The sequence below is a fragment of the Paractinoplanes pyxinae genome (assembly GCF_026626335.1).
Classification (GTDB): Bacteria; Actinomycetota; Actinomycetes; order Mycobacteriales; family Micromonosporaceae; genus Actinoplanes; species Actinoplanes pyxinae.
This window is the reverse complement of sequence record NZ_JAPNTZ010000019.1, coordinates 44625-65224: the sequence shown is the minus strand read 5'-3', so window position 1 is coordinate 65224 and position 20600 is coordinate 44625. Positions and strand designations below refer to the sequence as shown.

The following is a 20600-nucleotide window of genomic DNA, read 5'->3' as shown; positions in this document are numbered from 1 at the left end:
CCGGCGAAGTGGAGGAGGAGCCGTGAGCCTTGGCGGCGGTTACATGCTCAGCTCGCGCAAGGGGACGCAGATCCCCGCGATCGGCCTGAACATCACGATGAAGGCGAACGGGACGGCCACCCGCGACGCCTATTCGCTTTTCGAGTACGCGATCCCGCCCGAGACCAACGGCCCGCCGGCCCACATCCACACCCGTGAGGACGAGTCGTTCATCTGCCTGGCCGGCCGGCTCGACGTGTCGCTCGGGAGCGAGGAGTTCACGCTCGAGTTCGGTGACTACCTCTACCTGCCCCGCAACGTCGTCCACACGTTCCGCAACCCGTACGGCGACGAGGCCCGGGTCATCTCGGTCGTCTCACCGGCCGGGCTGGAGGCCTACTACCAGGCGCTGGGCGAGCTGCCGCCCGGCCCGAAGGACATGGCCACGCTCAAGCCGATCATGGAGGAGTTCGGGATCGAGCTGCAGTTGCCGCCCGGCGGGGGTCGCTGACCATGCGCATCGGCATCATCGGGGCCGGCGTGGCCGGGCTGGCCACCGCGAAGACGTTGCTGCAGGCGGGCCACGAGGTCGTCGTCTGGGACTCGGCGCCGGACGTGGGCGGGGTGTGGAGCCGGACGCGCCGCTACCCGGGCCTGACGACACAGAGCGCCCGGGCCACGTACGGACTTTCCGACTTCCCGATGCCGAAGAATCTGCCCGAGTGGCCGACCGGCGCGCAGGTGCAGTCCTGGCTCGAGGCCTACGCCCACGAGTTCAAGATCGAGCCGCACCTGCGCCTGAACGTTCGCGTCACCTCGGCCACCGGCGGCGAGAACGGCTGGACAGTCACGTTGTCGACCGGCGAGACCGCCACTGTCGACAAGTTGGTGGTGGCCAACGGCGTCTTCTGCGAGCCCAACATGCCGACGTTCCCGGGCGCCGCCGAATTTACGGCTGCCGGCGGGCAGATCGTGGCCGGAACCGATGTGCACGAAGCCGAAATGGCGCGCGGAAAACACGTACTCGTCATTGGTTATGGCAAGTCGGCGTGCGACGTGACAGTGCCGCTGAGCGAGGTGGCCGCGAGCACCGACGTCATCGCCCGGCAACTGCTGTGGAAAGTGCCGCGCAAGATCGCCGGGGTCGTCAACTTCAAGATGCTGCTGCTGACCCGCATGGGCGAGGCGCTGTTCAAGTACCACCGGTTGCGCGGTCCCGAGCGTTTCCTGCACGGGCCGGGCGACCCCATGCGCCGGAGCATGCTCAACTCGGTCGGTTCGGTGTCCGTGCGCCAGTTCAAGCTCGAGCAACTGGATCTGGTGCCCCGCGGCACGATGGAGGGCATCGTCAAAGGCGCGATCGGGCTGGCCACCGAGGGCTTCTTCGAGGGCGTGGAAAAAGGCGCCATTCGCGTACGCCGGGACACCACCGTCGTCCGTCTGAGCGCGGGCCGGGCCGAGCTCTCCGACGGCACGGTGCTGCCCGCCGATCTGATCGTGTGCGCCACCGGTTTCCAGCAGGGCGTGCCGTTCCTCGACGAAACCGTGCAGCGGCAGCTTCTCGACGAGCGCGGCAACTTCCAGCTGTACCGGCAGATCCTGCCGCTCGGCGTCGACGGCCTCTACTTCAACGGCTACAACTCGTCGTTCTTCAGCCCGCTCAACGCGGAGATGGCCGCCGTCTGGATCACCGCCCACCTGGCCGGCGCCGTGCCCCTGCCCACTCCCGACGCGATGCGGGCCCAGGTGCGCGACCAGCTCGCCTTCATGGACGAGGCTACCGACCGCCACCACTGCCGGGGCGCCAAAATCATCCCGTTCTCGCTGAAGAACGTGGACGAGGTGCTCGACGACCTCGACCTGAACATCAGCAGGCGCGTACGGGCCTCGCACTGGCTCAACCCGGTCGACCCCTCCGCCTACCGCGGCGTGACGCCGGCTCTGATCGCCCGCCTGCGCACCCGCCGGCCCGTCCTCGAGGACGCCTGAGACTGTGCCGGCCCGCAACGTGGCAGCGGGCCGGCACACGCCCTCAGCTCAGATGACCAGGGTCATGCTGTCCGGCTCGCGCGGTCGGTGCTGCGGGGGTCGTCGGGGGCCTGGAACTGGGTGTAGAGGCCGCTCCGGGCCCTGCGGCGCCAGCGGCGGGCGTGGTTCTCGGGGGTCAGGTCGAGGTCGGCGGTGGCCAGGGCCGCCGTGGGTTCGGGCGGGCAGCGGGTCAGCCAGTCGCCGTCGGGGGTGACGAGGCCGGAGGGGGCGTTCGGGGCGTCCTGGGCCGTGCCCGCGTAGCTGACCCAGTAGCTGTTGGCGGCGGCCAGCGCCTGGGCCTGCAGGGCGAACGGGCCGTTGTTGACCGGCGTGCCGGGGCCGTGGGTCGAGAACAGCACGCAGTCGACGTCGAGGCGCTCGTACTCCAGGAAGATCTCGGGGTAGGCCGCCTCCATGCCCATGGCGCAGCCGAACCGGACGCCGTCGACGGTGAAGGTGATCGGGGCCGAGCCCGGCGTGTACATGTGGCTGACCTTGGTGTTCGACAGCAGCCGCTCGTCGTAGCGGGTGACGACCTCGCCGTGGTCGGAGACGACGTACAGGCTCAGGTGCGGGCGGCGGGGCGGGGTCAGCGGGTGGATCGAGCCCACTACCGTCCACAGCCGCAGTTCGCCGGCCAGCTGCGCAATGGCCTGCAGTTCCTCGGCCAGCGTGGTCCAGTCGGCCCGGTCCCAGTCGGCCGGGCCGATGTCGTCGGGGCCGGTGGTGGACATGATCCTCTTGTCGGGGCAGCTCAGTGCCCCCTCGGGCAGGTGCAGCAGCCGGGCCCCGGCCTCGCGGGCCTCGCGCATCAGGGCGCGGATCCGGCGGCCGCACTCCTTGAGCGCGGCGGTGTCGGCCGGGTCGGGCTGGACGGTGGTCTGGGCGACAGACAGTCGCATCGGTTCTCCTCGAGAAGCCGTGCGGAAATGCCTCAGCGCAGCGGTGTAGGACTCGCCGGTCTTGGCGGCACGCGCGCGTACCCGGCGTTTGAGGTTCCTGTTGGCTGTCATCGGCCCTCCGCTGTCCCGTGCGTCGATCCCCCGCGCGACCATGACGTCCGGAACCAGCGAACAACGGACAGCGACCCGAGACAAGAAGTCCCTTTGCCTCCGTCACAGGCCGCGCGTCGGGGACGGCCGAGGAGGTTGGGCGGTGGGCCCCGCCGTTCGTGACATTATCAGCCGGGTGGACGACAGGGGAGTGGGCACGCTTCGGTCGGTCAACGTCGGCCTGCCCGAGGACGTGCAGTGGCGCGGGCGAACCGTGCACACCGGAATCTGGAAGTCGCCGGTCGACGGGCCCACGATGGCGCGGCGCCTGAACCTCGACGGGGACGGGCAGGGCGACCTGGGCGGCCACGGCGGCGAGATGCGGGCCGTCTTCGTGTACCAGCTCGACTCGTACCGGTATTGGCAGAAGTTTCTCGGCCGGGACGACTTCGTGCCGGGGCAGTTCGGCGAGAACTTCACGGTCGACGGGCTGGCCGACGACGAGGTGCGGGTCGGCGACCGCTACCGGATCGGCGCCGCGCTGTTCGAGGTGACCCAGCCCCGCGTCACCTGCTACCGGGTCGGGATCCGGATGGACGAGCCGCGGATGCCGTCCTTGCTCGTGCAGCACCACCGGCCCGGCTTCTACTTCCGGGTGCTCGAGGAGGGCGAGGTGCGGGCCGGCGACGAGATCATCAAGGTCGCCGACGGGCCCGAGGCGTTGACCGTGGCCGACGTGGACGCGCTGCTGTACCTGCCCGGGCACCCGCGCGAGCGGATCGAGCAGGCGTTGCGGATCCCCGCCCTCAGCCCGGGCTGGCAGGGCTCGTTCCGGGCGATGCTCGACGAGCCGGCGTCCGCGAGCGGCAACGCGGGCCTGGTCGCCGCCTCGCCCCCGCCGGCCTGGGCCGGGTTCCGGGCGTTGCGGGTGTCCGCCGTCGAGCGTGAGAGCTCGACGATCGTGTCGCTGCGGCTGGCCGATCCGGAGGGCGCACGGCTGCCCGCCGCGCAGCCGGGCCAGTTTCTCACCGTACGGCTGGGAAGTGGCCTTGTCCGCAGTTACTCACTGTCCGGTCAGCCCGGCGGGCCGGACTATCGGATCAGCGTGAAGCTGGAGCCGCACGGCCGGGCCGGCGCCTACCTGCGCACGAACGTCCGCACCGGCGATCTGATCGACGCGGCCGCGCCCCGGGGGACGTTCGTGCTGACCCCGGGCGAGGGGCCGGTGCTGCTGATCAGCGGCGGTGTCGGGGCGACTCCCGTGCTGGCCATGCTGCACGCCCTGGCCGATCAGAAGTCGGCGCGTGAGGTGTGGTGGCTGCAGGCCGCGCGTAACCGCGACGAGCAGCCGTTCGCGGCCGAGGCACAAGCCCTGCTGGCGCAATTGCCGAATTCCCGCTCGTACGTCTTCTACAGCCACCCTTCCCCGCCGGAGCTCGGCAATCGCCTGACCCCGGACCGGTTGCGGGACCTCAACCTGCCGACCGACGCTGACGCCTACCTGTGCGGTCCCACCAGCTTCCTCGCCGACATGACCGCCGCGCTGGCCGGAACCCGCGTGCACACCGAGATCTTCGGCTCCCAGGCCGGCCTGACCCCCGGCATCGCCGCCCAGCCGGCCCGCCCGCCGCACCCGCCGGCCGGTGAACCGGGCACCGGCCCCGCGGTGTCGTTCGCCCGCAGCGACCTGAGCGTGCCCTGGCCGGACGACGCGGGCAGCCTGCTCGACCTGGCCGAGGCGTGCGACGTCCCGGTCCGCTGGTCGTGCCGGGTCGGCGTGTGCCACAACTGCGAGTCGGGCCTGCTGGCGGGCGCGGTCGCCTACACCACCGAGCCGGTCGACCCGCCGGCCGAGGGCAACGTGCTGATCTGCTCGTCCCGCCCGGACGGCGACATCGTGCTGGACCTTTAGGGCTCTCCGAGGCGTCCGAGGAGGCGCCGCTGCTGTGCGTGATCGACGACGCCCAGTGGCTGGATCAGGCGTCCGCCCAGACCCTGACCTTTGTGGCCCGCCGGCTGCTGGCCGAGTCGGTCGCCCTGCTGTTCGCCACCCGCGAGCGCGAAGAGGTGCTGCCCGGCCTCGAGATCGCCGGGCTGCGCGACGCCGACGCCCACGCGCTGCTGAACTCGCTGACCCACACCTCGCTCGAGCGGCCCATCCGCGACCGGATCGTGGCCGAGACCCGCGGCAACCCGCTCGCCCTGGTCGAGCTGCCGCGCGGACTGTCGCTGACCCAGATGGCCGGCGGTCTCGGTCTGCTGCGGACGGGCGACACCCGGCCCGGCCGGATCGAGCAGAGCTTCCTGGAGCGGATGGCCGGCCTGCCCGAGCCGACCCGTCTGCTGGTGCTGATCGCCGCGGCCGAACCCCTGGGCGACCCGGCCCTGGTGTGGGCGGCGGCCGAGCGGCTCGGCATCCCCCGGCCGCCGCGCTGGCCGAGGGCACCGACGGGCTGCTGTCGATCCGCGAGCAGGTGACGTTCCGGCACCCCCTCGTGCGGTCGGCGGCCGAGCCGCGCCACCGCCGGGCCGTGCACCTGGCCCTGGCCGAGGTCACCGACGAGTTCACCGACCCCGACCGCCGGGCCTGGCACCGGGCGGCGGCCGCGCCCGGCCCGGACGAGGAGGTGGCGGTCGAGCTGGAACGCTCGGCCGGACGGGCCCAGGCGCGGGGCGGGCGGGCCGCCGCGGCCGCGTTCCTGCAGCGGTCGGTGCAGCTGACCCTCGACGCCCCACGCCGGATCATGCGCGCGCTGGCCGCGGCCGAGGCCACCCTGCAGGCGGGCGACATCGAGACCGCGCGCCGCTTCGCCGACCTGGCCCGGCGCGACGCCGGCGACGAGGGGTCGCCGCGCGCGCTCGACCTGGTGCTCGCGGGCTACGGCGAGATGGTGATCGGCCGCCGGGCGGACGCCGTGCGGATCCTGCGGCAGGCGGCGGAGTTGATGGCCGAGCTGCCGGCCGGCGCGCTGGCCCATCTGCCGCTCGACCTGACCGCGGCCGGCATGTCGGCCTCGTTCACGGGCGACCTGGCGGCGGTCGGGGCCGTCGCAGCCGAGGCGATGGCGACCGCGTTGGGGCTGCCGATCTCGCCGTACGTGCGGTTGCGCCTGACCGCCCTGCGCGGCCGTGATCCGGAGGCGCCGGAACTGCTGGCGCGCACGATTGCCCAGGCCGAGGCGAGCGGCGAGGCGCTGGGCGTGACGATCTCGCAGTGGTCGGTCGCGGTGCTGTACAACGGGTTGGGCCGCTTCGAGCAGGCGATGACCGCGGCGCGGATCTCGGCCGGGATGCCCGTGCTGTGGGTGGCCGACCGGGCGCTGCCCGAGCTCGTCGAGGCGGCGGTGCGGGTGGGCGAGATCGCGGTGGCCCGCGAGGCGCTGGAGCGGCTGACCGAGTCGGCCGGGCCGTGCGACACCGACTGGGCGCGGGGCACGCTGGCCCGGTGCCGGGCCCGGCGGGAGCTGGCGGCCACCGGCGAGGTCGTCCGCCGGCGCACGGTCACGGCCGCGGTCCGCGACGAGCTGACCGCTCAGGAAAGGCAGATCGCGGTTCTCGTACGATCCGGCTTCTCGAACCAGGAGGTCGGCGAGCGGCTGTTCCTGAGCCCCCGCACGGTCGAGTGGCACCTGGGCAAGATCTACACCAAACTCGGCGTGACCTCGCGCCGGCATTTACGGGACGCCCTGCCGCGCGATCCTGGCGTAGCTTCCTCGCATGATTTCGGTTGAGCGGGGCTGGCGGGTCCCGGTGGCGCACCGCGCGCCGGTACGGGCGGTGGCCGGCGCGGACGGGCTGATCCTCACCTCGGGCGGCGACGGGATGATCCGGTCGTGGGACGCCGTTTCGGGGGCGCCGGGCGGCTTCGCCGTGGCCGGGCCGGATCGGGCCACCTTCCTCGCGGTGGCGGGCTCGCTGGTCGTCTGCTCGGACGGCACGACCGTGCGGCGGTTCGACCGCGGGACCGGGGCCGAGGTGGGCGAGCGGTTGCGGGCGCCGTCCTCGTTCCTGCCCAGCGGTGGGCTCGGGGTGATGGCGGTGGCCGGGCCGCTGCTGGTGGCCGAGACGACGGGATCGCTGACCCGGTGGGACATCGCAACCGGGGAGCCGGTCGGGCCGTGGTGGACGGGCAGCCTGGGCCGGCTGCTGGCGCTGGCCGCGTGGCGGCGGGCCGACGGTCGTACGGTCGTGGCGACCAGCGAGAACGACGGGACCCTGCGGCTGTGGGACGCGGTGTCGGGTGAGCCGTTGGGGAAGCCGCTCGGCGGGCACGAGCGGCCGGTGGTGGCGCTGCTGCACCTGCCGGAGGAAGACGTGCTGGTCGGGCAGGAGTTTCACGGACCGATCCGGCGCTGGGACGCGACCGGCGGCGAGCCTCTGGAAGCGCTGCCGCAGACGTCGCACGGGATGAACGAGGGCGGTCTCGCGGCGTCCCCGGACGGGCGGCTGCTGTTCTCGGTCGACCAGTCGGCCACGCTCTGGCGGTGGGATCTGGCCTCGTGGCAGGCCGAAGCGTTGCTGGTCGGTCGTTCCCGCGTCACCGCGCCGGCCGTTGTGCCGTCCGCGTCGGGCCCGCTCTGCGTCGTCGGTGACGAGCAGGGTTCCGTACGCCGATGGGACCTGGCCGGGCGGCCGGTCGGCGGCGACGTGGCCGGCCACCCGGCGAAGGTCCAGAAGCTGATAGCGGTGCCCGGCCTTTTCGTCTCGGCCGGGCAAGACGGCGCGCGCTGCTGGGACGCGGCCACCGGGGAACCGGCCGGTGATCCGTCCGCCCTGGCCCCCACGTGCTACGGCCTGGCCGCGGCCCGGCTGCCGGACGGCCGGCTGATGGCGGCCACCGGCACCCATGAGGGGATCCTGCGCTTCGAGCCGCTGACCGGCGACCTGGAGCCGCTCGACCCGGACGACGAGACGCTGGTCTGGACCGTCGCGAACGGGACGTGGCCGGACGGGCGGCCGTTCTTCGCCGGCGGCACCGACGACGGGCTGGTGCAGGTGGTCGACGCCGAGACCGGCGAGCCGCTGCGGCGGCCGTTGAAGGTCTCGAAGGCGCAGGTGCTCGCGGTCGCGCTCACCACGCTCGAGGACGGGACGGTGCTGCTCGCCTCGGGCGGCGAGGACCGGCGGATCCTCCGGTGGAACGCCGTGACCGGCGAGCAGATCGGCGACGCGCTGGAGGTCGGCGAGTATTGGGTGATGGGGCTGTCGTTCGAGTCCGGCGTTCTGGTGTCGGTCGACGACGACGGCGAGGTGCGCCGCTGGCACGCCGTCACCGGCGAGCCGGCCGGCGCCGAGCCCTCGCCGCGGGGTGTGACCGCGATCCTGGCGGACGGGAGAACCGTACGGGCAATCGGCGGCGAGGACGGCAGCCTGACCGCCACCATGTCCTGACCACAGGGAGGATCCATGACCGGCAAGCCGTTCGTCGCCGCCGACCTGAGCGGGGCCATGCACGTCGACCACGACGAGGCGCGGCAGGCCTTCCTGGACGCGCTCGACTCCTTCACCGGCTGCGTCCGGGGCGCGAGCGACCAGGACCTGCTCGCCGCCAGCCGGTGTGCCGGCTGGACCGCCGGTGATGTGGTCGTCCACGTGCACATGGGCCTGCAGGAGATGCTTCTGGGCCTGGTGACCCCGGCCGCCGAAGCGGCCGGCACCGACGCCGCGTCCTACTGGCGGGCCACGCCGCCGGCCACCGACGAGGACGCCGGCCCCACCGACGGCATCCGCTTCGTCCGGCTCGTGGGCGCCGCCTATCGCCGGCCGACCGGCGCCGTGCGGCATCTGCTGCCGACTGCGGACGGCGTCCGGTCGGCGGTGACGCGGCTCGAAGCGGGCGCCGTGCGCTTCCAGGGCCATGTCCTGTCCACCGGCGACTTCCTGGCCACCTGGGCCGTCGAACTGGCGATCCACCACCTCGACCTGCGGATCGGTGCGCCCGCGCCGGCGGCCCTGCGCCTGGCCCGCCGGACGGTCGAGGCGCTGGCCGGCGGCGAGGTGCCGGGAAGCTGGCCGGACGAGCTGGCGGTGCTGCTCGGCGCGGGACGGATCACCCCGGATGCCGCGCAGCGGTCGGCGGCTCCGGCGTTTCCCGTTCTGGGCTGAGCTGTCAGGAAGCGACGCGGACCAGGCGGGCCACGGTGGCGTCGCCGTCCTTGCGGCCGGCCACGCCGACCTGGGCGCCGGTCTTCAGGGTGCCCTTGACCTTGAGCTTGTCGCCCTTCGTCCAGGTGAGGGTGAAGCCGTCGGTGGACTTGACGCTCAGGGTCTTGTCGTCGGTGGCGGTGACCGTGCCGCGCTGGACGACGATCGTGCGGGTGCCGTCCTTGCCCTTCACGGCGACCTCGCCGTGCAGGGTGTTCTTGCGCAGGTAGGCGCGGGCCGGCTTGTGGCCGGCGGCGTCCATCGCGGCCAGGGCCTGCTTCTCGTCGGCGGCGGCGTCGGCCGGAGTCGCGACGGCTGCCCCCACGGCGACCGCGGCCACCACGCCGGTGAGGCCCAGAGCGGTCAGGGTCAAAGTCATTCGCGTACGTGTCATGGGTCGAAGCCTCGTCCCGGCGTACGCGGAACGGGTCAGGGTTTTGTTCGGGCTGTGTAAGGCAGCGTGACCGTGAACATGGCGCCGCCCTCGGGCGCGTGCCCGGCCGCGATCGTGCCGCCCAGCCGGGTCACCAGCCGTGCCGCCAGGGCCAGGCCGAGCCCGCTGCCGGTCTTGCGCTCGTGCCGATAACGCTGCCGCAGGGCGCCCCGCTGGAAGGCGACCTCCAGGTCCTCGTCGGTGAAGCCGGGACCGCCGTCGCGCACCTCGACCACGCCGCCCTGCTCGCCCGCGCGGACGGCCAGCACCAGCGGCGTACCGTCGGGAACCACCCGCAACGCGTTCTCGCACAAGCCGTCGATCACCTGGCGGATCCGGTCGGGATCGGTGTCGACGACGACCGGATCGGGCGGCAGCTCGGTGCGCAGATGCGGGCCGTAGCGGGGGAGCCAGGCCTGCGCCGCCGCGTCGACCAGCTCGTTCAGGTCGACCGGGACGACGGTGACGGGCAGGTCGTCGGCCTCGAGCCGGGACAGGGCCAGCAGGTCGGAGATGAGCCGGTCCAGACGTTCGGACTCGCGCAGGATGGTCTCGCCGGCCTGCTCGGCCGGCACCACGTCGTCGGCCAGGGCCTCGGCGTAGCCCCGGATCGTGGCCAGGGGCGTCCGCAGCTCGTGCGAGACCGACAGCAGGAACTCACGCTCGCGGCCCTCGCTGCGCTGCAGGGCCGCGCCGAGCTGGTTGAGGGCGGCCGCCAGCTCGGCCGCCTCGACCGGTGGGCGCACGGCCAGCCGCACCGACCGGTCGCCGGCCGACATCCGGCCCGCCGCCAGGGCCGCCTGCCGCAGCGGCCGCGCGATGAACCGGGCCAGCAGCGCGCCCGCGCCGATGCCGCCGAGCAGCCCGGCCAGCAGCGCCACCCACACCCCGCCGAGCACCTGCCCGGCCGTCCCCGACGAGGCGGCCCGGGTCAGCACGACCCCGGCGTCGTTGCCGGTCAGCGGCCGCCCGGCGATGAACACGGACTCGCCGGCGACGACGCCGCGGGTGTCCACGGCCGAACCGGCGGCGATCTGGTCGAGGACCCGCCGCGGCAGCCCGGCCCGGTCGGCCACACCCCGCCGGACGAGATAGACCGAGATGCCGTCGTCACGCAGCCGGGCGACGATCCGCTGCCGGGCCGCGAACCGCTCGGTGGTCAGCAGCTCGACGGCGATCGCCGACTTGTCGGCCAGGTCGGCCCGGGCCGTGTTGTTGGCCGAGCGTACGGCGATGGGCAGCGCCACCAGCGCGGTCACGATGACGGCGATGACGGCGGTGGCCGCCGTGACCAGGACGGCCCGGCCGGTGAGAGTTTTAGGCATCGGCGGTGTATCCGACGCCGCGCACGGTGCGGATCAGGCCGGCCGCGTCGCCCAGCTTGGCTCGCAGCTGGGCCACGTGCACGTCGACGGTGCGGGTGCCCGCGTGCGAGGCGTAACCCCAGACGGCGGCCAGCAGCTCCTCGCGCGTGAAGACCCGGCCCGGGCGGCGCAGCAGGTGGCCGAGCAGGTCGAACTCGGTGGGGGTGAGCACGAGCGGGCGCCCGTCGACGCCGGCCGAGCGGCGCGCCGGGTCGAGGGTGAGCGGGCCCAGCGTACGAACCCGCTCGCCCTCACCCGGACCGGCCGCCCGCCGCAGCAGCGCCCGCACGCGGGCCACCAGCTCCCGCGGGCTGAACGGCTTGGTCATGTAGTCGTCGCCGCCCAGCTCGAGCCCGAGGATCCGGTCGACCTCGTCGTCGCGCGCGGTCAGGAACACCACTGGCGTCCAGTCGCCGTCCTCGCGCAGCCGGCGGCAGATCTCGGTGCCTTCCATCGAGGGCAGGGCGATGTCCAGGACGCAGGCCACGGGCCGCATCCTGCGGGCCGCAGCCAGCCCGGCCGCCCCGTCGTGCTCGACGTGCACCCCGAACCCGTCCCGGCTCAGATAGAGCCGCAACAGGTCGGCGATGGGCCGCTCGTCCTCGACGACCAGCACCAGCCCCTTCTGTGTCACCGGCCCATTCTGCCCGCTCCCGGGGCAGCTTTATGTTCGGGCAATGTATAGATTTCGGCGGTGGCGTTCGAAGCGGTCGTGACAGATCTCGACGGTACGGTGGTCCGGCGCGACGGCTCGGTCAGCGAGGCCACGCTGCGGGCCGCCCGGGCTCTCGGCGAGCGTGGTGTGCCGCTGGTCGCCGCCACCGCCCGTACGCCGAACGGGGTGCTGGCCCTGTCGGAGCTGGCGCCGACCTTGGACTTCGCCGTCTGCTGCAGCGGCGCCCTCGGGTACGTGCCGGCCACGCGGACGATCGCCTGGCGCGAGCCGATGCCCCGCGACGCGGTGACCGGCCTGACCGAAACGCTCGCGCGGCGGCTGCCGACGGCCGGCTGGGCCGCCTTCGACGGCTCCGAATGGCGGATGACGGCGGCCTACCAGGCGATGCGGCCGTCCGTCCACAAAGGTCCGGTGTCGGTGGTGCAGGCGCTGGGCGAGATGCAGCCGTGCGCGATGGTCGTCGGCCACGAGGGCTGGGACGCGGTGAAGCTGATGGCCGAGCTGGCCGGCCTGACGACGCTGGGCCTGCACCGCGCCGGATCCCGGTTCGTGGAGGTGACGGCGGCCTCGGTCGACAAGGCGAGCGGGGTGCTGCACGCCCTGCGGACGCTCGGGGTGGCCCCCGAACGGGCGATCGCCTTCGGCGACATGCCGATCGACACGGCGATGTTCTCGGTGGTCGGCCGTTCGGTGGCGATGGCCGACGCCCCGCCCGAGGTCCTGGCGGCCGCCACCGACCGGACGGCGTCGGTCGAGGACGACGGCTTCGCCCGGTACCTTGATCGCTGTGGATAACGGGTCGCTATTTTGATCGCTGTGGATGAACGGGTCGAGGCCAACCGCGCCGGCTGGAACCTCATCGCGCCCCGGCGCTCGGGCGTCGCCGTCGAGCGGCTGCGGGCGGGCGAAATCGTCCTGGCCGACTTCGAGGTGCGGCTGGCCGGCGACGTGGCGGGCCGGCGGGTGGTTCAGCTGGCTTGCTCGTACGGCGATGAGGTGCTGTCCTGGGCCATTCTGGGCGCACGAGCGACCGGTGTCGACCTGTCCGACGTGGCCGTCGCGAAGGCGATAGCCCGGGCGGCCGAGGCCGGGATCGAGGCTGACTTCCGCCAGGCCGACATGCTCCACCCGCCGGACGACCTCGTCGACCTCGACCTGATCTACCTGAGCTGGGGCGCCATCTGCTGGGTGCCCGACCTGGACGCCCTCGCCGCCATGGTCGCCGCCCGCCTCCGCCCCGGCGGTGCCCTGCTGCTGTGCGACCACCACCCGGCCTGGGAGGCGCTGTCCGTCCGCGCCGAAGACCGCCTGGCGGTGGTCGGCGACTACTTCGGCCGCGGCCGCCCGGCCACCGGCCAGGACGACGCCAAACTCCCCGAGGGCGCCCGCGGCGAACCGGACGCGCCCCGCTTCACCACCTTCGTCTGGCCGGTGAGCGACGTCGTGATGGCGCTGATCCGGGCCGGCCTCCACCTCGACGAGTTCTTCGAGGCGCCCGAGCCCGCCCTCTACGCCGGCCTGGGCGAGGCCGCGAGCGCGCTGCCCGCCTACTACGTCGTCAAAGCCGTATTGCCGGTGTCGGCGTGACGGACGCACGAGAGCTGATCGAACGCTTCAACGCGGCGTGGGCCGCGGGTGACCTGGCGGCGGTGTCGGCGTGCCTGGCCGACGATGTCTTGTACTGCCCGAACGCCTGGGACGGGCCGGCGGTTGTCGTTAGTGGCCGGGACGAGGTGACAGCCGTTTTCGCCGACCAGATCGGTCCCGGTGAGGGGCCTGTCCTCGGGCCCGTGTTCGCGGCGGGCGACCGGGTGGTGTGCGAGTGGCAGTGGGCGCCGGCCGAGGACGGCACGGTTCTGCGCGGGCTGGATCTCTACCGGGTGAGCGATGGGCGGATCGTCGCCAAGGACGTGTACGGCAAGATCACCCAAGAGCCGCCTTCTTAAAGGGGCCGGACCTCGGCCAGGCGTTTGCGGGAGTAGTCGTCGTCCCAGCAGACGGCGGCCTCCCAGGCGGCCGACGCTTGGGCGGCGATGTCGTAGGCGTCGACGTCGAAGCCGGCGGCGTTGCCGGGCAGCACCAGGTCGAGGTCGGGGACGTCGACGTGGGACTCGTCCCAGTCGATCAGCGCGACCCTCTCCGCGGTCAGGCGGATGTTGCGGGGGTTGGGGTCGCCGTGCACGACGCGGGTCTCGCGCCCGGCCAGCCGGGCCCACGCCGCCCGGCAGCGGGCCACGCCCTCGGCGGGCATCTCGGTCAGGTCGACCTTCGTGCCGGTCTCGGCGTGCAGCAGGTCGGTCGACGAACGCCAGCCCGGGCGCTGCGGGTAGTCCCGGGTCAGGCGGTGCAGTTCGCGGAGTGTGTCCGCCACGCGACGCCAGTCGGCCGGGGTCTCGGGCGGCCCGCCCTCCACGTAGGTCATGACCACCAGGCCGTCGGCGAACAGTCGGCCGTCCCGGGCCGGGATCGGCACCGGCACGGTCAGGCCTTCCCGGTCCAGGTACGCGAGAAGGTCAGTCTCCCAAGCGAGGTCGGCGTCGCTGCGGCGGCCGAGACGACCGACCGCCAGTTGGCCGCCGACGCGGACGCACCACACGTCGTTGGCCACACCACCGGTCAGCGGCTCCACGCGAACGGCGTCGTCACCCCACTGCGCGAGCGCTTCCCACCCCATTCGCAGCAGTTTACGGCGTCGATCCGAACCCGATGCGCGGGCCGGACGGGCCTCTCTCGATGGCTATGGCAAGGATCGGGCCCGTCGGCGGGATGCTCCAGGTCAGCCGGTCGACGCCCTCGGCCACGGGCCGGCGGCCGGGGCGCGTGTCCCGTCCGGCGCTGTCGATCGCCACGAAGGTGGTCCGCTCCGGGTCGCCGTCGGCGAGCTTGACCCGTACGCCGTCCCCGTCTCGGACCGCGGTCAGCCGCAGGGCCCGCGGCTCCGGATCGATGCGCTCGTCGCCGATCCGGCCGAGCGGCGTGAGCACCAGCAGCGGCCAGACCAGCCGGGCCGGGCCCGTCGAGAAGCCGACCACCACGACCGGGCTCGGCCGGTCATACCGCGCCTCCTCGTCCACCGCGAGCCACCGAGGCGCATCGGCTTCGCGCAGCGCCCGGCCCAGACGATCGAAGACGGGCCGGAACCGGGCCAGATTGCCGTACCGGGATCGCGCCTCATCGGTCAGCAGCGTCCACGCGCCGGGCACATCGCCCCGCCGGACCACGCCCTCGAAACGTACGGCCGCGTCTTGAGCCGGCCCCCGCAAGTTGGGTTCGACGCTGCACGCGCACGCCGGCTCGGGCCTCCCGGCCGCGACCGCGACGGCCACCACCGAGGCGAGGACCACGAAGGCCAGGCTGACTACGAGGACGATCCGGCGTTTGAGCATGCCGGCTTGGACGTCACCCCGGACGGCCGGGTTCCGGCGGCGACGCGGCGTGCAGGGCCTCGGGCAGCGATACGAAGCGGCGGATCGTCGTCAGAGCTCCGTTGCGGGCCCGGAACAGGGTGGCCACCGTCGTTTCGGCGTCGCTGCCGGGCCAGGTCGCCGCCTGCTCGACGACCATCGTGGCGGCGTCGACCGGATGCGCCGACAGCGGGCGCAGCCGGATCCCGGAAGTGACGATCCAGTCAGCGAACTCCTGCGGCGTGATGCTGTGCGTGCCCCGCGGGCCGGACACTTCGACCGGGTCGGTCACCAAGGCTCGCGCGGCATCCAGGTCGCGACGGTTGACGGCCTCGTGCCAGGCGTTGATCAGGTCCTCCAGCGTGGCATCCTCTGCGTATGCGTCTTGCATGCGACGAGCGTATGCGATGCGCATACGATGGAGTCAAGGGGAGGCCGGGTGGCGCGGGGACAGGCCCTGTTCGGGTTCGTACGGTTCTGGTCGCGGCGGTGGACCGGCGCCGGGCTCGGGGCGGACGGGCAACGGGGACGCGACGTCATGGTGGTCGAGGCGGTGCACACGCTCGCCGGGCAGCGGCAGCCGACCTCCGTCAACGACGTCGCGCGGGAGCTGGGGCTGGATCAGTCCGGGGCGAGCCGGATGGTTACCGGGGCCGAGCAGCGAGGACTGGTCGTCCGCAGGGTGCCGGGCCGGGTCGGGGCGGCGTCGGCGGTCAGCACCACCGCGGCCGGCGAGGAACTGCTGCGGCAAGCGCACGCGTGGCAGGACGACGTGCTCGGCCGGCTGACCGCCGGCTGGCCCGACGAGGACGTCGAGACGTTGATCGTGCTCATGGAGCGGTTGGTGCGAGCCCAGAACGCCATCGACAGCGTCTAGGACTTGAGAGAGACCTTGGCGCCGCGGGACAGCGGAGAGTCGTGCAGTTCCAGGCGGACCAGCTTGACTTGGCGAGGCACGTCGAAGACCAGGTTGCCGCTCACGCGTTCGCCGGGGTCCAGCTTTTCCAGGAACGTCTGGGTGTCGCGGTTGGCGTAGACGCCGGCCAGGGCGTCGTCGCCGTAGGCAGTGCCCTCGGCGTCGTACGCCTTCTGGGCGTGGCCCAGGAAGTAGCGGGCGCCGTCGGCGATGTTGCGCACCGACAGGCGTACCAGGCAGAACTTGCCCTTGGCGGTGCGCTGGAGGTGTTCCGGGCCGACGCTGCGGTGGGCGCAGTCGACCTTGGAGACCACGAACTCGAACTTGCCGTCGCGCACCTTGTCACCGAGTCCGGGCGGTGGGGGAGGCGCCTTCGACGTGGGCTCGGCAGCGGCGACCGGTTGCTTGCTGTTGAGCTGCTGGGCGGCGACGCCGGCGAAGAACAGCACAACCACCGCTACGCCCGCGAACAGGACCGCGAGCAGCGGGTTGAGCCGGGACCGGCGACGTGGGTCGGGTGACACCCTTCTTACTTTGAGTCACCGAGCCGGGCGTGACTACCGATTCGTCCGATGGGCGACGGCCGCCACCCCGCAGAACTGGTAGACGTCGCCGGTCGGGTCGCCGGGGCCGGGACGCCACTTGGTGCAGGTGACGACGCCCGGCTCGAGCAGGTCGTGACCCTCGAACCAGCGTTCCAGGTCGGCTCGGCGACGCAACGTGATCGGCGGGGTGGCGGTGGCGTTCCACTGCCGGGCCGCGGCGGCCGACTCCTCCGGCTTGACCTCGATGGTCGGATGCGCGACGGCCAGATAGCTGCCGGTCGGCACGGCGGCGGTGAGGCGGCTGACCACGCCCTGCGCCTCGTCGTCATCGCCGATGAAGTTGAGCACGCCGAGCAGGAGCACCGCGATCGGCCGGTCGAAGTCGAGCGTATGGCGGGCCAGGCGCAGAATCGTGCCGGTGTCCCGGGCGTCGGCGTCGATGTAGTCCGTCCGGCCCTCGGCGGTGCTGGTCAGCAGGGTGCGTGCGTGGGCCAGCACGAGCGGGTCGTTGTCGGCGTAGACCACCCGGCACTCGGGCGCGATCGCCTGAGCCACCTCGTGCGTGTTGTGCGCGGTCGGCAGGCCGGCGCCGATGTCGAGGAACTGCCGGATGCCGGCTTCGGCCACCAGATGCCGTACGGCTCGTTGCAGGAACGCCCGGTCGGCCCGGGCCGACGCGACGATGTCGGGCAGAAAATCGCGCACCTGGTCGCCCACCGCGCGGTCGGCGGCGTAGTTGTCGGTGCCGCCCAGCCAGTAGTTCCAGATCCGCGCGGTGTGCGGCACGTCGACGTTGAGTTCGGCCACGGTCGTCCTCCCGGCAGCGGCGGGCATCCAAGCGTGACTATATGTCCGGGCGGGTCAGGGCCTCCAGCAGTCCGGTCAGCTCGAGCAGGCGGCGGACTCCGCGCTGGGGGCGGACCAGCCGCAACTGCAGGCCGCGGTGGGAGGCCTGCTCGCAGCAGCGGTCCAGGGCGGCCAGGCCGGACGAGTCGCAGAACGTGACCTCGCTGAAGTCGACGACCACGCGCGGCGCGCCGTCGATCGCGATCGCCCGGGCCAGCGCTTCCTCGAAGTCCTCGACGGTGGCGATGTCGATCTCGCCCACGACGGACAGGTGCACCGAGCCGTCGGAGATCGCGTACGTGTGGACGAGCATCGGCGCCGCATTCCCACAAATGGCGTCCCCATGCCGGCGGCCGCGCGGTGGTAGAAAGGGCCGATGAGTGGTGTCGATCCTTTCACCGACCTCGACGCGTACGTCCGCCTGCCCCGCCTGGCCGGGTTGTGGCTGTCGCCGGACGGCCGCCGGCTCGTGGTCGGCGTGGGTACGCCGGACAAGAAGAACGCCCGCTACGCCACCGCGCTGTGGCAGGTCGACCCGGCCGGGGAGCAGCCCGCCCGGCGTCTGACCCGCAGCGTGAAGGGCGAATCGGCGGCCGCCTTCACTGGAGAGGGTGACCTGCTGTTCACCTCGTCCCGGCCGTCGCCCGACGACACCGACGACGACGAGGACGCGAAGGCGGCGCTGTGGCTGCTGCCGGCGGGCGGCGGGGAGCCGCGGGTGATCGCCAAGTTGCCCGGCGGCGTCCACGGTGTGCGGGTCAGCCCGGACGGCACGGTGATCGCCGGGTCGGCGGTGCTGCCCTCGGGCGACGACTCGGTGCGCGAGCAGCGCAAGAAGGCCGGCATCTCGGCCGTCCTGCACGAGGGCTACCCGGTGCGCTACTGGGACCACGACCTCGGGCCGGACAGGCCGCGGCTGTTCACCGGCTCGCTGCCCGAGCCCGAGCTGCGGGACGTGACAGGGCATGCCGGACGGGCTCTGGACACCGAAGGGGACTGGGAGATCACCCCGGACGGGCGCAGTGCCGTCGCCGCCTGGATCGTGTCCGAGGCCGGCGGTTCGGAACGCTCGACGATCGTCGTGATCGACCTCGCGACCGGTGAACGCCGCGAGATCGCAGGCGATGACAGCCACGACTACAACTCGCCGCGGGTGTCGCCCGACGGGTCGCGGGTGGCTTTTCTCGTACGGCGGAACTCCTCACCCGACGACCCGGGTGACGTGTGGCTGGCCGTGGCGCCGGTGAAGGGCGGCCCGGTCGAGCCGGTGACCGCCGCATGGGACCGGTGGCCGCACGAGCCGCGGTGGACCCCGGACGGCACAGCACTGATCGTGGCGGCCGACGACAACGGGCGGTCGCCGCTGTGGCGGGTCGAGGTCGCTTCCGGTGAGGTCAGCCGGCTCACGTCGGACGACGCGGCGTACACCGATCTGCGGGTGGCGCCGGACGGGCGGTGGGTCTACGCGTTGCGCAACACGATCGCGAGCGCGCCGCATCCGGTGCGGGTGGCAATTCCCACAGGCGAGATCGAACTCCTGCCCAGTCCGTGCGCGCCTACGTTCGTACCGGGAAAGCTCGAAGAAGTGACAGCGCAAGCCGCCGACGGAAGCCCGTTGCGCGCCTGGCTCGCGTTGCCCTCCGACGCCGACGGGCCGGCGCCGCTGGTGTTGTGGATTCACGGCGGACCGCTCGGGTCGTACAACGTGTGGTCATGGCGGTGGAACCCGTGGCACCTGGTGGCGCGTGGGTACGCGGTGCTGATGCCCGACCCGGCGCTGTCGACCGGCTACGGCCTCGACTTCATCAAGCGGGGCTGGGGCAACTGGGGCGACAAGCCGTACACCGACCTGATGACGATCACCGACGCGGCGCTGGAACGGCCCGACCTCGACGCCACACGCACGGCCGCCATGGGTGGCTCGTTCGGCGGCTACATGGCCAACTGGGTGGCCGGGCACACCGACCGCTTCGACGCGATCGTCACGCACGCCTCGCTGTGGGCGCTCGACCAGATGATGAGCACGACCGACATGGCCTTCTACTGGCTGCGCGAGCTGACCCCCGACCGGCTGGAGGCCAACTCGCCGCACCGCTTCGCCGACGCCATCACCACGCCCATGCTGGTGATCCACGGCGACAAGGACTATCGGGTGCCGATCGGCGAAGCGTTGCGGCTGTGGTGGGACCTGCTGTCCCGCTCCGAGGGCAAGCACAAGTTCCTGTACTTCCCCGACGAGAACCATTGGGTGCTCAAGCCCGGCAACGCCAAGGTCTGGTACGAGACGGTGTTCGCGTTCCTCGACCACCACGTGCTCGGCAAAGAGTGGCGCCGGCCGGAATCGCTCGGCTAGTTCGCCTCGTCCAGACGCCGGCGCTGCTCGGGGTCGAGTTTCAGGTCGCGGGCGGCCAGCACCTCGTCGAGCCGTTCCGGGGTGCTGGCGCCGACGATCGGTAGCACCGCGGGGTCGCCGCCGAGCAGCCACGCCAGCACTACTTGGTTCTGGGTGGCGCCGAGCTCGTCGGCGGTCGCGGTGAGTGCGGCGAGTCGCCGTTCGGTTCCCGGGTGCGCGTACGCCTCCTCGAGCGGCCGGTCGGCGCGGCCGTAGGCGCCGTTGATGAGCGGCGAGTACGTCCACAGGTCGAGCCCGCACGTCCGCGCGTAGTCGAGCGTTTCCGGGAACACCTGCCGATGCGACCACGATTCGAGGGCGGCGCCCGGCCGGGGTTGCAGGTAGGAGTGCCGCAGTTGCAAGGCTGTCCATTTGTTGTCGCTTAGTGCGCGTGCCTGCTCGACTCGCCAGGCGGGAGTGTTCGAGGCGCCCAACCGCGCGGTCAGCCCCTCGGCGGCCAGGTCGCTGAAGGCGCCCACCGTCTCGGCCAGCGGCACCGAACGGTCCTCGACGTGCGCCCAGTACATGTCCACATGGTCAGTGCCGAGCCGGCGCAGGCTGCCGATTAGGGCTGAGCGGATGACCGGCGCCGACAGCCCTTCCATGGCGTCCAGCCCGCGCGCAGGGTCGGTCGGTTCGGCGCCCACCTTCGTGCTGATACGGACACGGTCGCGCATTCCCGGGCGAGCGGCCAGCCACCGGCCGATCACTTGTTCGCTGTGCCCACCCAGCCCCGACGGGTGCAGCCAGAACGCGTAGTTGTTGGCGGTGTCGATCCAACGGCCGCCACGCTCAACAAAGCGGTCAAGCAAAGCGAACGATTCTTGTTCATTGATGCGCGTACCGAACAACATGGCACCCAACACGATCTCCGTCATGCC

The 20600-nt window shown here is 72.6% G+C and carries 23 protein-coding genes; 12 read left to right on the top strand and 11 right to left on the bottom strand.

The genetic code is table 11. The features are described 5' to 3' along the window. Positions 1-22: 22 nt before the first annotated feature. Positions 23-490, top strand: a complete 468-nt coding sequence (locus OWR29_RS40150) for a cupin domain-containing protein (RefSeq protein ID WP_267568813.1) — start codon at positions 23-25, stop codon at positions 488-490. Positions 491-492: 2 nt separating this feature from the next. Beyond that, positions 493-1968: a flavin-containing monooxygenase gene (locus OWR29_RS40145; protein ID WP_267568812.1), complete on the top strand. Its 1476-nt coding sequence runs from the start codon at positions 493-495 to the stop codon at positions 1966-1968. A gap of 62 nt (positions 1969-2030) precedes the next feature. Here OWR29_RS40145 and OWR29_RS40140 read toward each other — a convergent pair whose 3' ends face one another. Continuing rightward, positions 2031-2909 carry a carbon-nitrogen hydrolase family protein gene (locus OWR29_RS40140; protein WP_267568811.1) on the bottom strand — a complete coding sequence of 293 codons (879 nt, stop codon included), beginning with the start codon at positions 2907-2909 and terminating at the stop codon, positions 2031-2033. Between the two features lie 286 nt (positions 2910-3195). Between OWR29_RS40140 and OWR29_RS40135 the strand changes: the two genes are divergently transcribed. The 5 genes from OWR29_RS40135 to OWR29_RS40115 are packed head-to-tail and all read left to right on the top strand — an operon-like array spanning position 3196 to position 9104. Then, complete coding sequence (locus OWR29_RS40135; protein WP_267568810.1) at positions 3196-4911, top strand: MOSC and FAD-binding oxidoreductase domain-containing protein; 1716 nt, start codon at positions 3196-3198, stop codon at positions 4909-4911. Between the two features lie 38 nt (positions 4912-4949). Further along, positions 4950-5477, top strand: a complete 528-nt coding sequence (locus OWR29_RS40130) for a hypothetical protein (protein WP_267568809.1) — start codon at positions 4950-4952, stop codon at positions 5475-5477. After that, positions 5390-6730, top strand: coding sequence for a helix-turn-helix transcriptional regulator (locus OWR29_RS40125; protein WP_267568808.1), 1341 nt, complete (start codon positions 5390-5392; stop codon positions 6728-6730). The genes OWR29_RS40130 and OWR29_RS40125 overlap by 88 nt, the downstream gene beginning before the upstream one ends. Next, positions 6717-8390, top strand: a complete 1674-nt coding sequence (locus OWR29_RS40120) for a WD40 repeat domain-containing protein (RefSeq protein ID WP_267568807.1) — start codon at positions 6717-6719, stop codon at positions 8388-8390. Before OWR29_RS40125 ends, OWR29_RS40120 begins: the two co-directional genes overlap by 14 nt. Before the next feature lie 15 nt (positions 8391-8405). After that, positions 8406-9104: a maleylpyruvate isomerase N-terminal domain-containing protein gene (locus OWR29_RS40115; RefSeq protein WP_267568805.1), complete on the top strand. Its 699-nt coding sequence runs from the start codon at positions 8406-8408 to the stop codon at positions 9102-9104. A 4-nt stretch (positions 9105-9108) separates the two neighbouring features. Here OWR29_RS40115 and OWR29_RS40110 read toward each other — a convergent pair whose 3' ends face one another. Genes OWR29_RS40110 through OWR29_RS40100 form a run of 3 tightly spaced genes read right to left on the bottom strand, consistent with a single transcriptional unit; the run spans position 9109 to position 11574 of the window. Then, positions 9109-9537: a hypothetical protein gene (locus tag OWR29_RS40110; RefSeq protein ID WP_267568803.1), complete on the bottom strand. Its 429-nt coding sequence runs from the start codon at positions 9535-9537 to the stop codon at positions 9109-9111. Positions 9538-9572: 35 nt separating this feature from the next. Next, complete coding sequence (locus OWR29_RS40105) at positions 9573-10901, bottom strand: sensor histidine kinase (protein ID WP_267568802.1); 1329 nt, start codon at positions 10899-10901, stop codon at positions 9573-9575. After that, a complete protein-coding gene (locus tag OWR29_RS40100; RefSeq protein WP_267568801.1) occupies positions 10894-11574 on the bottom strand; it encodes a response regulator transcription factor in 681 nt (226 codons plus the stop codon). The genes OWR29_RS40105 and OWR29_RS40100 overlap by 8 nt, the downstream gene beginning before the upstream one ends. A gap of 60 nt (positions 11575-11634) precedes the next feature. On the opposite strand from OWR29_RS40100, the gene OWR29_RS40095 reads away from it, so the two are divergent. From OWR29_RS40095 to OWR29_RS40085, 3 genes are read left to right on the top strand one after another with little or no spacing between them, the layout of a single operon-like run. Then, positions 11635-12411 carry an HAD family hydrolase gene (locus OWR29_RS40095; RefSeq protein ID WP_267568800.1) on the top strand — a complete coding sequence of 259 codons (777 nt, stop codon included), beginning with the start codon at positions 11635-11637 and terminating at the stop codon, positions 12409-12411. A gap of 21 nt (positions 12412-12432) precedes the next feature. After that, positions 12433-13203: a class I SAM-dependent methyltransferase gene (locus OWR29_RS40090; protein ID WP_267568799.1), complete on the top strand. Its 771-nt coding sequence runs from the start codon at positions 12433-12435 to the stop codon at positions 13201-13203. Further along, positions 13200-13562, top strand: coding sequence for a nuclear transport factor 2 family protein (locus OWR29_RS40085; protein WP_267568798.1), 363 nt, complete (start codon positions 13200-13202; stop codon positions 13560-13562). The genes OWR29_RS40090 and OWR29_RS40085 overlap by 4 nt, the downstream gene beginning before the upstream one ends. Here OWR29_RS40085 and OWR29_RS40080 read toward each other — a convergent pair. From OWR29_RS40080 to OWR29_RS40070, 3 genes are read right to left on the bottom strand one after another with little or no spacing between them, the layout of a single operon-like run. Then, positions 13559-14290, bottom strand: a complete 732-nt coding sequence (locus OWR29_RS40080) for a phosphotransferase enzyme family protein (RefSeq protein WP_267568797.1) — start codon at positions 14288-14290, stop codon at positions 13559-13561. The genes OWR29_RS40085 and OWR29_RS40080 overlap by 4 nt on opposite strands. A 10-nt stretch (positions 14291-14300) precedes the next feature. After that, positions 14301-15002: a hypothetical protein gene (locus tag OWR29_RS40075; protein ID WP_267568796.1), complete on the bottom strand. Its 702-nt coding sequence runs from the start codon at positions 15000-15002 to the stop codon at positions 14301-14303. A 13-nt stretch (positions 15003-15015) separates the two neighbouring features. Next, complete coding sequence (locus tag OWR29_RS40070; protein ID WP_267568795.1) at positions 15016-15411, bottom strand: nuclear transport factor 2-like protein; 396 nt, start codon at positions 15409-15411, stop codon at positions 15016-15018. Positions 15412-15459: 48 nt separating this feature from the next. Here OWR29_RS40070 and OWR29_RS40065 point away from each other — a divergent pair, with 48 nt between their 5' ends. Beyond that, positions 15460-15897 (top strand): MarR family winged helix-turn-helix transcriptional regulator, encoded by a 438-nt coding sequence (locus tag OWR29_RS40065; protein ID WP_267568794.1) that lies wholly within the window; start codon positions 15460-15462, stop codon positions 15895-15897. Here OWR29_RS40065 and OWR29_RS40060 read toward each other — a convergent pair. The 3 genes from OWR29_RS40060 to OWR29_RS40050 are packed head-to-tail and all read right to left on the bottom strand — an operon-like array spanning position 15894 to position 17640. Continuing rightward, positions 15894-16460: a DUF4352 domain-containing protein gene (locus OWR29_RS40060; RefSeq protein WP_267568792.1), complete on the bottom strand. Its 567-nt coding sequence runs from the start codon at positions 16458-16460 to the stop codon at positions 15894-15896. The two genes, OWR29_RS40065 and OWR29_RS40060, sit on opposite strands and share 4 nt — an antisense overlap. Positions 16461-16493: 33 nt before the next feature. Beyond that, complete coding sequence (locus OWR29_RS40055) at positions 16494-17315, bottom strand: SAM-dependent methyltransferase (protein WP_267568791.1); 822 nt, start codon at positions 17313-17315, stop codon at positions 16494-16496. A 10-nt stretch (positions 17316-17325) separates the two neighbouring features. Continuing rightward, entirely contained in the window at positions 17326-17640 is a 315-nt protein-coding gene (locus OWR29_RS40050; protein ID WP_267568790.1) for an STAS domain-containing protein, read from the bottom strand. Between the two features lie 63 nt (positions 17641-17703). Between OWR29_RS40050 and OWR29_RS40045 the strand changes: the two genes are divergently transcribed. Beyond that, entirely contained in the window at positions 17704-19680 is a 1977-nt protein-coding gene (locus OWR29_RS40045; RefSeq protein ID WP_267568789.1) for a S9 family peptidase, read from the top strand. On the opposite strand, the gene OWR29_RS40040 is transcribed toward OWR29_RS40045, so the two are convergent. Continuing rightward, a complete protein-coding gene (locus tag OWR29_RS40040; RefSeq protein WP_267568788.1) occupies positions 19677-20597 on the bottom strand; it encodes an aldo/keto reductase in 921 nt (306 codons plus the stop codon). The genes OWR29_RS40045 and OWR29_RS40040 overlap by 4 nt on opposite strands. Positions 20598-20600: the final 3 nt, after the last annotated feature.